This is a genomic window from Sphingobium psychrophilum, from assembly GCF_012927105.1.
In the GTDB taxonomy this organism is placed as follows: Bacteria; Pseudomonadota; Alphaproteobacteria; order Sphingomonadales; family Sphingomonadaceae; genus Sphingobium; species Sphingobium psychrophilum.
In genome coordinates this window covers 61,087-76,691 of the sequence record NZ_JABBFV010000011.1, presented here as the reverse complement: position 1 = coordinate 76,691, position 15,605 = coordinate 61,087, and the positions used below count along the sequence as shown (strand labels likewise).

Sequence of the window (15,605 nt, the reverse complement as noted above, 5' to 3'; positions counted from 1 at the left end):
AACCGCAGCGGCTAAACTTTTTGGAAAGGACCAAATCATGCTTGATCGTCGCGCCGTCATCGGTTCGGGACTCACCTTCGCGGCGCTTACCGGGGCTGTCGCCGCGGCAGGCCCGGCCATCGCGGCGCCAAGGAAGCGTGGTGACGGCATGATGACGCTCGACGAGTGCGTCGACAGCTGTATCGCATCGCACCGCATGTGCCTGGAAACCGCGCGATACTGCACCGAGCAAGGCGCACCGGCTCATATCGAGGCGACGCACATCGCTTTGCTTCTGGACTGCGCGGAGCTCTGCCAGACAACCGCCAATTCCATGCTGCGCCGATCGCCGCAGCATGCCCTGTTGTGCGACGCCTGTGCCCGGATGTGCGAAGCCTGCGCGCGCGATTGCGCGAAGATCTCCGGCGACGCCCGCATGCAGGCCTGCGCCCAGACCTGCAGGGATTGCGCGGCGAGCTGCAAGGAAATGGCCAGTATGGGAATGTGATCTGGCCGGTCACCGCTTGCCTCCGGATCCGCACCCGACGTTCATTCCGCAAGCCACGCGACCGGCCAATCAGCCGCGGGCACGATCGTGCCAGATTTCCGCTGCGGACCGCATGTTTGCCGGCCCCAGGCCACCCGTCTGAGCCAGCAACAACTTCCCGGCGCTTTGCGTTCTGGCGCAACAGCATCTGGCATATCCGTCCCGCACTCATAGGGCGCCGCATCCGAGCCGGCATAAGCACGAGAAGCATTCGTATATTTCCGTAGAGACCCGGCGCGACCCAATTGCGACTTTCAATGCATGGAGGCGGTCATGAACGAGTGCGATATTCCTTACTTGCTACGGCGCGTGCGCGCCCACCGGTCACAGGCAGCGGCGGCGAATTGCCCCGAGGCGCGCTTGATCCACCGACGCTTCGTCGAGAATTATCAGCATTTGCTGGTGGGAATACGGCGGGACCAACTTCGTGAGCGAGGCGACCGGGGAAGCCAGCCTTGTGCTGAACGCGCCTGCCTTTGCGAAGGGCAAGACCCGGAAATGGCCCAGAGCCGTCGCGCAACATCCGCAGCCGCCGCAGCGGGTGAACGTGGAGAAAATGAGGCGGTCCCAGCCATTCGGTACAAGCCGGCCAGCGTACTGGTCCATCACGACCTGACCGCCCTTGGCCGACAGAGCGTTCCTGAAGCCCCTCAGCTTTTCAACGCGAACGTAACTGTCGCGACGGCCAGTGCTGCGACGGCGGCACACCAACGCATCAACCCTGCCGACCGCCAGGCTCAAGCGATGGCGATGGACGCCACAGCCTGAATGGCGCCATTGAGGTTGCCGCTGGATATGCTCTGATGGACTGGACCAACGCCACGCCGCTCGCTGCCTTGACGGGCGGAATATTGATCGGATTGGCGTGCGCGATCATGTTGCTCGGCCTCGGCCGGATAGCGGGCGTGAGCGGCCTCGCCGCGCGTGCCTTCGCCCTCTCACAGACTGGCCCGCCCTGGAGCATCGCTGCGGCTTTCATTGTCGGCCTGCCGTTCGGAGCGGGGATCGTGAACCTGATCTCAGGTCCGGTAATTGCCCGTTTTCCATCCTCGCCGGCGGTGGTCCTGATCGGCGGGCTGCTGGTCGGCTTCGGTACCCGGATGGGCAGCGGCTGTACCAGCGGCCACGGCGTGTGTGGCCTCTCCCGCCTGTCAGCGCGATCGATCGTAGCAACTTTGAGCTTCGTGAGCTTTGGCTTCGCGACCGTCGCGGTGATGCGCGTGCTAGGCGTTTTGTGGTGAGGGTCCGCATCCCTATCGCACTCATTGCCGGGCTCCTGTTTGGCGCAGGACTCGCCTGTTCCGGCATGTCAGATCCGACCCGCGTGCGTGCCTTCCTCGATCTGTTCGGAGGCCGCTGGGACCCTACGCTTGCTTTCGTGATGGGAGGCGCCATCGCCCCGATGGCCTTGGCCTGGGTGATCCGGCGGCGGATGGAGACGCCACTTGCCGACAGCCGCTTCTCGCTGCCGGATGCCCGCGAGATCACCGCGCGCCTGATCGGCGGTAGTGCAATCTTCGGGATCGGCTGGGGAATTGCCGGCCTCTGCCCCGGTCCGGCGATTGCGGACCTTGCCATCCGCCCGACGCTTGCCGCGCCCTTCGTGATCGCGATGCTGGCAGGGTTCGCGGTGCACCGCTTCATCGATCGCCCGAAGATCTGAATCGGAGCCGGCCCTTTGATGTACTTTGACGACGGAGCGAACGAGAGGCGCCTCAATCTTTCAACCGTAACGTCATCGCCGTGACCGCCAACGCGGCGGCAGCGGCAAGCCACAGCATCAAATGCTCCGACGCGCTTGCCCATCCAGTGACGATCGACGCCGCAGCCTGACTGGCGCTCACCGCCGCGTACTGGAGCGCAAGGCCCGAACCCTGCGTGCCCGGAGACGCTTTCGACGTCAGATAATTGGTGAGCAGCTTCAGCGTCGCGGTGCTCCAGCCGGCGAGCAGAAATACAGGCACGAGCACCCACAAGGTCCGGGCGAAGACGGCAATGATCAATGCGGCGGCCAGCCCGGCGAGCATTGGCCGCAACAGCCAGGCCGCGCCGACCGTGACTCTGCGCCCTGTGAACGGGACGAGCTGCGCCACCAGCATCGCTGCACCGCACAGAGCGAACAGCATCGAGACGTTCTCGCGGAACAGATCCCGCGCGCCCGATCCAAGCGACAACGTCAGATGCAGAACGGTGAGGCACCCGGACGCAATGGCCGAGATCAGGAGCAGCGGGACAAGCGCCTCACGCGCTTTCGGGCGTGGAACGCTGCCGACCGGACCAGTGGCACTTTCCCGTGAAACCAGAAGAAGACCGGGCATGGCGATCGCGCTCAATGCAGCTGGCGCCAGGAATGGCGACGTTGCTCCGAGCGCCACCGAAATTTCTCCAAGGAGCGGGCCGGTCAGGTCGCCCGCGAAGACCAGGGCGTTCAGCCAGGTGAACTGACGCGCTCGCCGAACCAGATCTGGTGAACGATCGGCGACCATCGCAAATGCCGTCGGCACGACGGCCGCCGCAAACACGCCATTGAGCAACCGCAAAACATAGAGTCGCTCGAATCCGACCGCGGAATACAACGCCATTGTCAGGCTGAAACCCAACAGCCCCACGACCAGGATCGGCCACCGTTTCCACCGGTCGGAAATCCAGCCCCATAACGGCGCCGAGAGACACCCTGCGATCTGGGAAACCGTGACCAGGGCGACGACAAGGCGCCCTCTCGCGAGGGCACTCGCGTCCGGAGACATTTGACCCACCATTTCTGGCAGGAATGGCAGGACGACGCTATTACCCAGGGCAACCGCCGTGGCCGCGAAGAGAAGAACGACGAAGCCAAGTTCGCCCCGATCGCGCGCCGCTTCGATGACCGTGGCGGGCAAGCTCGCCTCCATATGCTACGACCCGGCCATGAATACCCGGATCGCGCTGGCCCCGCCCTTGCAGTCACCAGGGCCGGGCGCGCCCGCGAAGAAGATCGCACGCGGAATCGCGCGCATATCCACCATCAGAAGGCGGCGGAGAAAATGCCTTGTGGGACGAGCGCCGGTCCCGGGAAGGTGCGAGGATGTCGCAGAGGTTCCGATCACGGCGCGATATTCCATTTCCCTAGCAGTGATCGCTGCCAACTTTCCGCCCGGCGGAGATTACTTCGCCGATGGTCTGTACCAGCACACCATCGCGCAGAGGTTTCTCGAGCACAGCGGCAAAGCCCGCTTCCTGCGCGCTTTCGGCGAGCTTATCGGCGTAATGCGCCGTGATCAGGATCGCCGGCCCACACCAGCCCGCCGACCGAAGCTTCCTCAGGATCGAAATGCCGTCGATGTCCGGCATAAGATAATCGACCACGAGGCAATCGCCCGATTGCGTTTGCGGATCGAGCAGCAAGGCAGTGCCACTCGCATAGGACAGGACGCCAAAGCCGCGGGACCGCAACAAGAGATGAAGGGACCTGCGTACCGAGACATCGTCGTCAGACAACAGGATCAGGGCCGCTTTCTCGCTCGTTTGGTGATCGATAACGCCCATGACCGACGATGCTGCCTCTTCGCTGATCCACCCTCGGATCCTGGGCATGCATCGCAAATGAACAGGAGGCCGTCGCTACGTAGTGATCCCAAGCTCACGATTCCGGCGCATCGCCCAATCCGGCCGAAAACGCGATCCTCAGCGCGTCCGACAGGCTATGCACTTCGAGCTTGGTCATGAGGTTCGCCCGATGAACTTCCACCGTTCGAGTCGATATGTCGAGATCATAGGCGATGGTCTTGTTGGGAAAGCCGTTGGCGAGGCCGATGAGAACCTCTCGTTCGCGAGGCGTGAGCACGGCGACCCGCACCCTCGCCTCCGCCTCTCGAAGCGACCGCGCGTCGGACTTATCGAGCCTCGAGAAAGCCACGCCGATCGAGGCCAGGAGCGCGGTCTTCTCGAACGGCTTCTCCAGGAAATCGACCGCCCCTGCCTTCATGACGCGAACCGCGATCCCGACATCGCCATGCCCGGTCAAAACGATCACCGGCATGGTGACACCACGCTCTGCAAGCACCTCCTGGACCTCGAGCCCGTCCATGCCGGGCATGCGAACGTCAAGCAGAATGCATCCCGGCTCAGCGGTCTTGACGGCTTTCAGAAACGCAATGCCGGAGGCATAGGTCTGGACGGCGAATCCCGATGTCTTCAGCATGAAGCCGGCCGACTTGCGGATGGATTCTTCGTCATCGACCAAATGGACAATACGTTTAGGCGTCATGCTCATCCTCCGGGCGGGCCTGCATCAAGGTGAAATGAAAAGCAGCGCCTCCGTTCGGCGCGCCGTCGGTCCAGATCCGGCCGCCATGGGCTTCGATGATCGTTCGACAGATCGAAAGGCCAAGGCCCATGCCGTCGGTCTTGCTGCTCACAAAGGCTTCGAAAAGTTGGGGCGCGACCTGCTCGGATATGCCTGGGCCCGTGTCCGCCACGGACACCTGAACCATTGCCTTCGGCCGCCGCCGCGTCGTGATCGTGAGGTCGCGAATGGCGACCTGCGCCATCGCCTCGACCGCATTGCGGATCAGATTCACGAGGACCTGCTGAACCTGTATGCGATCGGCGAGCACCGGCGAGGCCGCCGGATCAAAATCGAAAAAACTGCGAACGCCTCGTTCACGGGCGCCGACAAGGCCGAGAGCAGCGGCTTCCTCAATCAGCCGCGGCAAATCCTCGATCCGCTTCTCGGTCTCCCCTCGCGCCACGAAATCACGAAGTCTTCGGACGATATGCCCCGCGCGGTGGGACTCCTTAGCTGCCTCGTCGAGCGCGTCGCGCACGATCGCGACGGTCTCGGCATCGGGATCGACAAGCAGGTCGCGCGTCGTTTCCAGATAATTGGCGATCGCGGTAAGCGGCTGGTTCAACTCATGGGCCAGCGTCGACGCCATCGTGCCCATCGCGCTGAGGCGCGAGACGTGAATCAATTCGGCTTGCAGCTCCTTGAGCTGCAGTTCGTTGCGGTCGCTTTCTGTCAGGTCGTGAATGAAGCCCGTGAAGACGCGGTGGCCACGGTGACCGGCCTCTCCGATCGAGAGTTCCATCGGAAAGGTGGTACCGTCCCGCCGTTGGCCAACGACGATCCTGCCAATACCGATGATCCGCCGTTCGCTCGTCGACAGATATCGGCCGATATAGGAATCATGCCGTTCACGGTCCGGGGACGGCATGAGGCTGCTCACATTGGCGCCGAGCACCTCTGCTTCCGAATATCCGAACAAGCGCTCGGCCGCGGCGCTGAAGGACGTTATCAGCCCGCGCTCATCGATGATGACCATGGCATCGGGAACTGTATCCAGGATCGACTGGAGATGCTGCTCGCGGGCAACGATCGCTTCCTTGGTCGCGGCTTCATCGGTCGTGTCGCGCAGGATCTTGCCATAGCCGCTCAGCTGGCCGGCCTCATCGTGGAGCGCCGTCGTCGTCAGATGGGCGAGGAACTCCGACCCGTTTTTCCGAACGCGCCAAGACTCTTGCTCGACCCGGCCAAGCTGCTCCACCTGCGCGAGGTGCCTATCCGCAACGCCCGCCGCGATATCTTCCGCGCAATACAGGAACGAATGGTGTTTCCCGATCGCATCGGAGCTGGCCCATCCCGTAATTTCTTCACAGCCGGCGGTCCAAACTGTCACGAGGCCCTTAGGGTCAAGCGCATAGACGGCGTAATTTGGCGCGCTCTTCACTACCTGAATGATCGTGCCCGAATCGGGATCGAGGCCATTCGCCTTTTGGCTCTCAATCATGCCCCCATCCATCTCCCCGTCATCCACAGTCAAACAAGGTTAGAATGGATTTGCGGACAGGCGCCGACAGCCGTCGGAGGCAGGGTTTCTGCCATCGTTCCCACCATGCACCCGGCGAGCGAAAATCGGCGTTGGCTTTCGAAACGAGACATCAAGCGTGGCTCCCCATAACTCTATACGCAGGAGCAGCGGTTACCCCTCACGCTCCGTTTCCCCGGTCACGGCGTCCGAGCTATCGGGCTGCGCCAAGATCATCATTGTGGACCTTGGACCATAGTCCTGGGTCAAGCGATATTGACGAGCCTAAAACGGCAGCGCCTGGAGAGTTCATGCTGTCACGAAGATGTCGCTGGACGAGAGTGGCACGGCCAGGCGTTGCCGTCCGAGCGACAGGGGCCACCGGCGTTGGCCGCGTCCGTGAGATGCACCCGCTCCTGGCAGGCTTTGGGCGACGCACCCGGATTGAATCAACCGACCGTGAATTGCCCCATCATGCCTTCATCCTCATGTTCCAGGATATGGCAGTGATACATAAAAGGTGCTTTGGTGGCCGGCTGGTCGAACCGGACCAACAATTCTACCGCCTCCTTCACGACGATCGTATCGCGAGGCCCCTGATCGAGAAGGTCCGGGTCGTCGCCATCGCGGCGTAGCACGTCGAAATGCACGCCGTGGATATGGAAGGGATGCGCCATCTTCTTCCCGGAGACTTTCCATATCTCGACGTCCCCGAGACCGACTTCCTCGTCGATGCGATCAATGTCGAACGGCCTGTCGTTGATCGCGTATGCGCCGTCATCGCTGTCCATCATACCGCCCATCGACATATTGAGCACGAAGCGCCGGCGCCTTACGGCCGCTTCAGGATCTGGTACGGTGCGTGCCGCCAGGAGCAGTGGTACAGCGGCTGCGGCCCGCCCGCCCAAGCCCGGGCGCGGTGAGAAGGTCAGCACCGTCTCCGTCGTTGAAGCGTCGTCTTCATCGTCGTGATGGTCGCCCATCATTCCCATACCTCCCATCATCCCCATCATCGACGCGCTCGCATCTTGAGCGGTGACCAGAGCGACCGGCTTGCCATCGGCGAAGCTTACCAATATCTCGGCACGCTGGCCGGGTGCCAGGGTGAGGGCCTGCAGTTCGACGGACCTCGCCAGGAGACCGCCCTCGGTGCCGATCCAATGAAACGTCCGGTCATCGCTGAACGAAAGCTCATAGATGCGGGCGTTCGAACCGTTCACGAGCCGCAACCGCACCAGGCGGTCCGGAACATCGGCCCGAGGCGTGGGTGCGCCATTGACCAGAATCGTGTTGCCACGGCGGCCCTGCGAAGCAACCATCATGCCGGTCGGCATGACCAGCCGGCCATCCTCGAATTGCCGGTCCTGAATCAGGACGGGCAGATCATCAACGCCATAGTCCGACGGCAGTCCAAGGCCCTGCTCTTCCTCATCCGTCACAACCAGCATGCCCGCGAGCCCCGAATAGACTTGCTCACCCGTCAACCCATGCGCATGCGAGTGATAGAAGAGGGTCGCCGCCGGCTGGCGGATCGGCAGCGTAGGACGCCAGGTCGCACCGGGAGCGATCAGCTGGTGCGGGCTACCGTCCAGTTCGCCCGGCACGAGCAGCCCGTGCCAGTGAACCGTTGTGTCAGCCGACAGGCTGTTGCCGACGGTCATCGTCACATCGTCGCCGCGGTGAACCCGCAGCGTCGGGCCGAGATAGCTACCATTGTACCCGAGCGTGGCGCTTCGCCGGCCAGGGAAGAACGTGGTCTCGCCTTCCTGTGCTCTCAGGTTGATCAGCTGGCCGTGTTGGCGCGCGTCGACCAGGCGCGGGATCGGAAGCGTCCCGGCACGCTCGGGCGAACCGAATTTTCGCGTACACGCCGCCGCCAGGAGCAGACCCCCGCTCGCCAGCAACGTCCGCCGGTTCAGTAACATCATGACCGCCTCCTGGTTGGCGCGGAGCGCCTGCTTTGCTAAATGCGAATTCAGCGAGCCACCAGCTGATCGAGGATCGGGCATCCCGACCGGTCGTCACCACCGCATCGATCCGCGAGATCGAGCAGCGGCACGCGCGTCGTCTGGAGCTTGCGAGCCTGACAGCTGTTCGGCGCGCGTGATGGGCAAGCGACATGACCTCGGCCTGGAGCGCTCGAAATCGCTCCAAAGGGAGAGGGAGACGAGATCCGCGATCTCCACGATAGGAAAACCGAGATCGCGAGCGATCGCGCGATAAAATGGCAACTGGTGGGCGGGAAACGAACAGTCGCGATAACCCGTTATCGCTGCGAAGCCTGGTTCGCATCAGGGCGATCTTCTCATAGTGCCGGATCACCCGCGGTGATACACTGCTCCGCCGGTGCGTGACCGAAGGATCAACACGCGGCCTCACCGCCGCCCCCTTCCATGGCGATTGATAAGAGCGACCGTATGATCGGCGATCACGCGCTCCTCATCAGTGGGAACGATCCGCACGATCACTCTGCTATCTGGCGCGCTGATGACAGGCGCATTCGATGCATTTGCGTCGAGATCAAGAATGACGCCAGTCCAAGCTAAGCGCTCGCAAATCGCAGCCCTAATCTCTGAATCATTCTCGCCAATGCCGGCGGTGAAGACGAGACCGTCGAGACCGCCGAGCGCGGGAATGAGAGCGGCGGCCTGACGGCCAGCTTGCTGGACGAAAAGGGCGACCGCCTCCTTCGCTTCCGGCGCGTCGCTTGCATGCAACGTACGCATATCGCCTGAAATCCCGGACACACCGAGTAAGCCCGACTGCTCATAGAGCAACGTCTCCACCGCCTGTGCGGCCATACCGACCTGAGTCTGAAGATGAAGCACCACGCCGGGGTCGATCGCGCCCGAGCGCGTGCCCATCATCAATCCGTCAAGCGCCGTGAAGCCCATCGTCGTATCGACGCTCGCCCCGGCACGCATTGCGCACATGCTCGCACCGTTGCCTAGGTGCGCGGCGATGACGCGGCCTGCGGCCAGAGCAGGGTCGATCTCGCGAAGGCGGCCCGCAATGTATTCATAGGACAAACCGTGAAAGCCATACCGGCGCACGCCCTGGCCGTGAAAAGCGCGCGGAATCGGCAGGCGCGTCGCCAACGGCGGCATGCCATGGTGAAACGCGGTATCGAAGCAGGCGATCTGCGGCAGCAAAGGCGCCAGCAGGCGCAAGGCCCGGACCGCGGCGAGGTTATGCGGCTGATGGAGCGGCGCCAATGGGATCAAGGCATCGAGCGCATCCAGCAAAGTATCATCGATGATCTGCGGCGCGGCGAAGCGCACGCCGCCATGGACGATACGATGGCCGATCGCGGCGACCTTGCGGTCTCCCAATTGGGTTGCCGCCCAGGCAAAGAGGTCCTCGAGCAGATTCTCGTGCGAGAGTGCGTCCCCGCCCGGCCACGTCTTTTCCACGATGGTCTCGCTGCCCGCGTCGCGCGCGACGAGCCGGGGGCTAGTGCCGATACCCTCGATCTTGCCGCCCGCATCGAAGTCGAGCTGTCCGCCCGACAAGCGATAGAGCGCGAACTTGATGCTCGACGAGCCGGCATTGAGACTGACGATCGCCTTCATGCCGGCTTCGCTATCGGGCCGGGCGTGGCTCTGGGGGCGGCCCGCGCCAGCAACAGCGCGATTGCGCATGACGCTACGCTGGTGCGGAGCGAATCCGCCCGGCTGGTGAGAATGATGGGTACCCGCGCGCCCAGCACCACGCCGGCCGCGTCCGCGCCGCCGAGAAAGGTCAGCTGCTTGGCAAGCATATTGCCGGCTTCCAGATTGGGAACGACGAGGACTTCGGCGCGCCCTGCAACGGGGGAGACGATGCCCTTGTCCTTTGCCGCCTTCTCGCTGATCGCGTTGTCGAAGGCGAGCGGACCGTCAAGGACGCCGCCGACGATCTGTCCGCGATCGGCCATCTTGCACAAGGCGGCCGCATCGAGCGTCGAGCGGATCGCCGGATTGACCGTCTCCACGGCAGACAAGATCGCGACCTTCGGACAGGCGATGCCGATGACATGCGCGAGGTCGATCGCATTGCGGATGATATCGGCCTTGTCTTCCAGGCTCGGATCGATGTTGATCGCCGCGTCGGTGATGATGAGCGGCGCCGGATGCCCGGGGACGTCCAGCAGATAGGCATGACTGATGCGGCGCTCGGTTCGCAGGCCCGTCGCAGCCGGAACGACAGCACCCATAAGTTCGTCGGTGTGCAGCGATCCCTTCATCAGCAGCAGTGCTTCGCCCGAGCGGACCAGTTCGACCGCACGCGCCGCGGCGGCATGGCTGTGGGGCACGTCGATCAGGCGGAGGGCACCGATATCCTTGCCGGCGTCCTTGGCAGCCACACGGATGCGAGCCTCGGGGCCGATCAGGATCGGCACGATCAGGCCGGCTTCGGCAGCGGCTGCCGCAGCCAGGATCGCGGCGGTGGTGCAGGGATGTGCGATCGCCGTGGGAACGGGCTCGACGCTTCTCGTCATCTCGATCAGCCGGCGGAAGCCGTCATGATCCGAGAGCTGGATATCGGGCAGCGCCATGCGCGGGCGCCTTACTTTCTCGGTTGGCGCTTTGACCTCAGCCTCGCCGTTGATCACCTCCTCGCCGGCCTGGTTGATGCAGCAACAGTCGAAGACGACGATATGATGCTTGGCGCGCTTCTCGCGTACCGTGACCGACGCGACAATCGTATCCCCCAACCCTACGGGTCGCTTGAACCGAAGGCTCTGGCTCAGATAGATCGCGCCCGGCCCAGGGAGCTGCGTGCCGAGCACGGCCGAGATCAGACCACCACCCCATAGGCCGTGCGCGATCACCCGCCCGAACATGTCGCCGGCGGCATATTCGGCATCGAGATGGGCCGGATTGACGTCGCCCGAAACCAGGGCGAACAGCTGAATGTCCTGCTCGCCCAAGGTCCGCGTGACGCTCGCCGTCTCACCCACGACGATCTCGTCGAAGGTCCGGTTCTCGATCATTTTGAGGCTGCCCATTGCTCAGCGCTCCAGCACATAATGGCCGGGTGCATCGCAGAGCGCTACGAGGCCCCTGTCCGGATTACCCATCGGCGGCGGGGCCTGCGGCGCGCCGGAATGATCGCCGAGCCAGGCCACCCAGTCCGTCCACCATCCCTCGCGCGCCTCGGCCTGGTCCAGCCAATCGTCCGGATCGAGCGCGGGGCGGTCGAGGACGCGGGTCGCGACATGATAGCTGCGGTGGCGATGCCCGGGCTCGGACACGATGCCGGCATTGTGGCCGCCGCTGGTCAGGACGAAGCGGATCTCGGCGCTGCTCAGCCAGTGCAGCTTGTGGACCGACCGCCACGGCGCGACAAGATCGCGCTCGGTCCCCACCACGAAGATCGGCTGACGCAGCGACGAGAGCGTGATCGTGCGCCCTTCGACCTTGAACCGGCCTTCGGCCAGATCGTCGTCGAGAAAGAGCGTGCGCAGATATTCGCTGTGCATGGCGTAGGGCATGCGGGTGCCGTCCGCATTCCATGCCATCAGGTCGGTCATGGGTTCGCGCTCGCCCATCAGGTAGGTGCCGAGGATGTGCGACCAGATCAGGTCGTTGGACCGCAATATCTGGAAGGCGCCGCCCATCTGGCTACTGTCGAGATAGCCACGGCTCCACATCATATTGTCGAGCAGGTTGAGCTGCGCCTCGTCGATGAACAGGCCGAGCTCGCCCGGCTCGCTGAACTCGGTCTGCACCGCGAACAGGCTGAGCGATGCGAAGCGTTCGTCGCCGTCGCGAACCATGGCCGCCGCCGTGATCGCCAGCAGCGTCCCGCCCAGGCAATAGCCGACGCCGTGGACCTTGTCCGAGCCCGTGATCGCTATGACCGCGTCGAGCGCCGCCATCGGCCCGAGGCGAAGATAGGCGTCGATATCGAGGTCGCGGTCCGCGCTCTGGGGATTGTGCCAGGACAGGACGAACACGGTATAGCCCTCGGCCACCAGCCAGCGGATTAGCGAGTTCTCCGGCGACAGGTCGAGAATGTAATATTTCATGATCCAGGCGGGAACGATGAGGATCGGCTCGGGGCGGACAATCCCGGTCGTCGGCGCATATTGGATGAGCTCGACCAGCGCGTTGCGGAACACCACCTTGCCGGGCGTGATCGCCACCGTCTCCCCGGCGCGGAACGCCTCAGTCCCTACGGGCGGCTCGCCTCGGGCGCGCCGCTCCGCATCCTCCATCCAATGCTTCGCACCCTCGACCAGGCACTCACCACCGGACTCGATGATCTTGCGCTGGAGCACGGGATTGGTCGCGAGGAAGTTGGTGGGCGCGATGACGTCGAGCATCTGCCGTGCCGCGAACGCCACCATCTCTTCATGATGCCTGGACACGCCGCTGATGCCGGTGGTCGCCGCATGCCACCATTGCTGGGTGAGAAGGAAGGATTGCGAGATCAGGTCGAAAGGGAACTGCCGCCAGGCCGGATCGATAAAGCGCCGGTCCTGCGGTAGCGGCTCGATCGCCGGCGCGGCATCGACCTGCCCCACACGTCGCACGGCATAATCGGCAATCCGCTGGACCTTTCGCCCTGCCTTGCCGGCAAGCTGCAGCCGCTTGCCCGGCGATATGGTGAGATGAGCACACCAGTCCAGCCACGCCTGCATCATTGTCACCGGCGACAGGCCAGAGGTCATCTGCGCGATTGCCGCGGCCGAGGCATGGTCGAGCGTCCGAGCGATGCCGTCGAGTGGGTCGCACTTGGCACAGTCTGCGGACGTATCGATCATGCAGCGTTTCTCCGGGGGACGTCGCGGCATGCCCGGCATGGCTCGAAACAACATTACGTGATGTCCCCAGATGCTTGTCCGTTAACGAGCGCACGCGCATAATGCCTGCCATGTCTCTCGAGGCGGGGCTCTCCCAAACCGCCCGTCTCGGTGACCCCTCAGGCTCCAGAGGGCCACCGCCAGTCGCGAACGGCAGGCATATCGATCCCGTGTGCCGCGATGTACCGCTTGTGCTCGACCAGCTGATCATCGATCGTCTGCTTGGCGTAGGCGGCCGCGCTATCGGGCAGCTCCACATGGTCGATAACCTTCCCCATGAGATGGAAGCGGTCGAGATGGTTGCGGACCACCATGTCGAACGGCGTCGTCGTCGAGCCCTCCTCTTCGAACCCGTGGACGTGGATATTCTGGTGGTTGGTACGCTTGTAGGTGAGCCGATGAATTAGTGCCGGATAGCCATGATAGGCGAAGATGACCGGCTTATCCGTCGTGAAGAGCGCGTCGAACGCGCTGTCGCTGAGCCCATGAGGGTGCTGGCTGTTGGGCTGCAACGTCATCAGATCGACGACGTTGACGACGCGGACCTTGAGCTCGGGGAGTTGCACACGCAACAGGCTGACCGCGGCCAGTGTCTCCAGCGTTGGAACGTCGCCAGCACACGCCATGACGACATCCGGCTCTCCGCTGCGATCGTTGCTGGCCCAATCCCAGATACCGATGCCGCGCGTGCAGTGCTTGATCGCCGCATTCATGTCGAGCCACTGGGGTGAAGGTTGCTTGCCGGCAACGATGACATTGATTCGGTCCCAGCTGCGCAGGCAATGGTCGGTGACAAAAAGCAGGGTATTGGCGTCGGGCGGGAAATAGACCCGCACGATGTCAGCCTTCTTGTTGACGACATGATCGACAAATCCGGGATCCTGATGGCTGAAGCCATTATGATCCTGGCGCCAGACGTGAGAGGTCAGCAGATAATTGAGCGAAGCGATCGGGCGACGCCAGGGCACCTCCTTCGCCGTCTTCAGCCATTTGGCGTGCTGGTTGACCATCGAATCGACGATGTGGATGAACGCCTCATAGCAGGAAAACAGGCCGTGGCGGCCCGTCAGCAGATAGCCTTCCAGCCATCCCTGGCAGCAATGTTCGCTCAGCACCTCCATCACGCGTCCGCTGGGATCGAGATGGACATCGTCCGCGATCGTCTCCGCGTCCCAGCTCCGGTCGGTGGCTTCGAAGATCGTCTGCAACCGGTTGGATGCTGTCTCGTCCGGACCGAAAACGCGGAAGTTGCGGGCCTGGGCGTTCTCCCGCACCACGTCGCGCAGGAACGTACCCATCACCTGGGTCGCCTCGCCGTCGCTCTCGCCGGGATGAACAACCGGGACCGCGTAGGATGCGAAGTCGGGTAACCGCAGAGGGCGCATCAGAGCCCCGCCATTGGCATGCGGATTGGCACTCATCCGCCGGTCGCCGCGCGGAGCCAGAGCCGCAATTTCGGGCCGAAGCCGCCCGCCATCATCGAACAGTTCTTCCGGATGGTAGCTGCGCATCCATTCCTCGAGCAGCCCAAGATGCTCGGGCTTGTCCATCGTGAACGGGACCTGGTGCGCCCGCCAGAAGCCTTCGCTCTTCTGCCCGTCGACGATCTTGGGTCCGGTCCAGCCCTTTAGGCTGCGCAGGACGATCATCGGCCAGAGCGGACGCGTCGTGACCCCACCGTCGCGCGCGGCCTTCTGGATCGCGTGTATCCGATCGACCGCGTCGTCTAGCGCGGCCGCTATCGCCCGGTGCATCGCGTCCGGCTCCTCGCCGTCGACGAAGATCGGCAGGTAGCCATAACCGCGAAACAGCGCGTCGAGCTCGGTGTGCGAAATGCGCGCAAGGACAGTCGGACTTGCGATCTTGTAACCGTTGAGATGCAGGATTGGCAGAACGGCCCCGTCGGTCGCGGGATTAAGGAACTTGTTGCTGTGCCACGAGGTCGCCAGCGGTCCGGTCTCCGCTTCGCCGTCGCCGACGACGCAAGCAACGATCAGATCGGGATTGTCGAAGGCGGCGCCAAACGCATGCAGAAGAGAATAACCCAGTTCACCACCTTCATGGATTGAACCGGGCGTATCGGGTGACGCATGACTGGGAATGCCGCCAGGGAAGGAGAATTGCCGGAAAAGCTGGCGCAGGCCATCTTCGTCGGGACCGATGGCAGGATAGACTTCGCTATAGGTGCCCTCGAGCCATGTGTTGGCGACGACACCTGGTGCGCCATGACCAGGCCCGGCGATGAAGAGCGCATTGAGGCCGCGCGCCTTGATGACACGATTGAGGTGCACATAGAGGAAGTTAAGCCCGGGGGTCGTACCCCAGTGTCCAAGCAGCCGCGGCTTGACGTGATCCATCTTGAGCGGTTCGCGGAGCAGCGGATTATCGAGCAGATAAATCTGTCCAACCGAGAGGTAATTGGCGGCGCGCCACCAAGCGTGGATCAGGCCGATCTCATCGCTGGAGAGTGGCTGGCCTGTCGCCTCGGGCTGCGGGTCCATGG

The 15,605-nt window shown here is 63.4% G+C and carries 13 protein-coding genes; 4 read left to right on the top strand and 9 right to left on the bottom strand.

Features of this window, described 5'->3' with window-relative positions:
- Positions 1-37 precede the first annotated feature (37 nt).
- From HHL08_RS15550 to HHL08_RS15535, 4 genes are all read left to right on the top strand, one after another.
- The gene (locus HHL08_RS15550) at positions 38-487 is read left to right on the top strand and encodes a four-helix bundle copper-binding protein (protein WP_024018487.1); all 450 of its coding nucleotides are present in this window, start codon (positions 38-40) and stop codon (positions 485-487) included.
- A gap of 300 nt (positions 488-787) precedes the next feature.
- The gene (locus tag HHL08_RS15545; RefSeq protein WP_169574011.1) at positions 788-1,294 is read left to right on the top strand and encodes a hypothetical protein; all 507 of its coding nucleotides are present in this window, start codon (positions 788-790) and stop codon (positions 1,292-1,294) included.
- Between the two features lie 35 nt (positions 1,295-1,329).
- Positions 1,330-1,767: a YeeE/YedE family protein gene (locus tag HHL08_RS15540; protein ID WP_169574010.1), complete on the top strand. Its 438-nt coding sequence runs from the start codon at positions 1,330-1,332 to the stop codon at positions 1,765-1,767.
- Complete coding sequence (locus HHL08_RS15535; RefSeq protein ID WP_031308708.1) at positions 1,764-2,189, top strand: DUF6691 family protein; 426 nt, start codon at positions 1,764-1,766, stop codon at positions 2,187-2,189. The genes HHL08_RS15540 and HHL08_RS15535 overlap by 4 nt, the downstream gene beginning before the upstream one ends.
- A gap of 52 nt (positions 2,190-2,241) precedes the next feature.
- On the opposite strand, the gene HHL08_RS15530 is transcribed toward HHL08_RS15535, so the two are convergent.
- The 9 genes from HHL08_RS15530 to HHL08_RS15490 form a co-directional block, all read right to left on the bottom strand.
- Entirely contained in the window at positions 2,242-3,405 is a 1,164-nt protein-coding gene (locus tag HHL08_RS15530) for an MFS transporter (RefSeq protein ID WP_161633892.1), read from the bottom strand.
- A gap of 226 nt (positions 3,406-3,631) precedes the next feature.
- Positions 3,632-4,051: a response regulator transcription factor gene (locus HHL08_RS15525; protein WP_024018482.1), complete on the bottom strand. Its 420-nt coding sequence runs from the start codon at positions 4,049-4,051 to the stop codon at positions 3,632-3,634.
- Between the two features lie 94 nt (positions 4,052-4,145).
- Positions 4,146-4,772 (bottom strand): response regulator transcription factor, encoded by a 627-nt coding sequence (locus HHL08_RS15520; RefSeq protein ID WP_031308706.1) that lies wholly within the window; start codon positions 4,770-4,772, stop codon positions 4,146-4,148.
- The gene (locus tag HHL08_RS15515) at positions 4,762-6,294 is read right to left on the bottom strand and encodes a PAS domain-containing sensor histidine kinase (RefSeq protein ID WP_088181988.1); all 1,533 of its coding nucleotides are present in this window, start codon (positions 6,292-6,294) and stop codon (positions 4,762-4,764) included. The genes HHL08_RS15520 and HHL08_RS15515 overlap by 11 nt, the downstream gene beginning before the upstream one ends.
- A gap of 467 nt (positions 6,295-6,761) precedes the next feature.
- Positions 6,762-8,240, bottom strand: coding sequence for a multicopper oxidase family protein (locus HHL08_RS15510; protein WP_031308704.1), 1,479 nt, complete (start codon positions 8,238-8,240; stop codon positions 6,762-6,764).
- Between the two features lie 447 nt (positions 8,241-8,687).
- Entirely contained in the window at positions 8,688-9,884 is a 1,197-nt protein-coding gene (locus HHL08_RS15505; RefSeq protein ID WP_031308703.1) for an acetate/propionate family kinase, read from the bottom strand.
- Positions 9,881-11,302, bottom strand: coding sequence for a bifunctional enoyl-CoA hydratase/phosphate acetyltransferase (locus tag HHL08_RS15500; protein ID WP_066608841.1), 1,422 nt, complete (start codon positions 11,300-11,302; stop codon positions 9,881-9,883). Before HHL08_RS15500 ends, HHL08_RS15505 begins: the two co-directional genes overlap by 4 nt.
- 3 nt (positions 11,303-11,305) lie before the next feature.
- Entirely contained in the window at positions 11,306-13,063 is a 1,758-nt protein-coding gene (locus tag HHL08_RS15495) for a PHA/PHB synthase family protein (RefSeq protein WP_169574009.1), read from the bottom strand.
- Positions 13,064-13,221: 158 nt separating this feature from the next.
- Positions 13,222-15,603, bottom strand: a complete 2,382-nt coding sequence (locus HHL08_RS15490; RefSeq protein ID WP_031308588.1) for a phosphoketolase family protein — start codon at positions 15,601-15,603, stop codon at positions 13,222-13,224.
- Positions 15,604-15,605 lie beyond the last annotated feature (2 nt).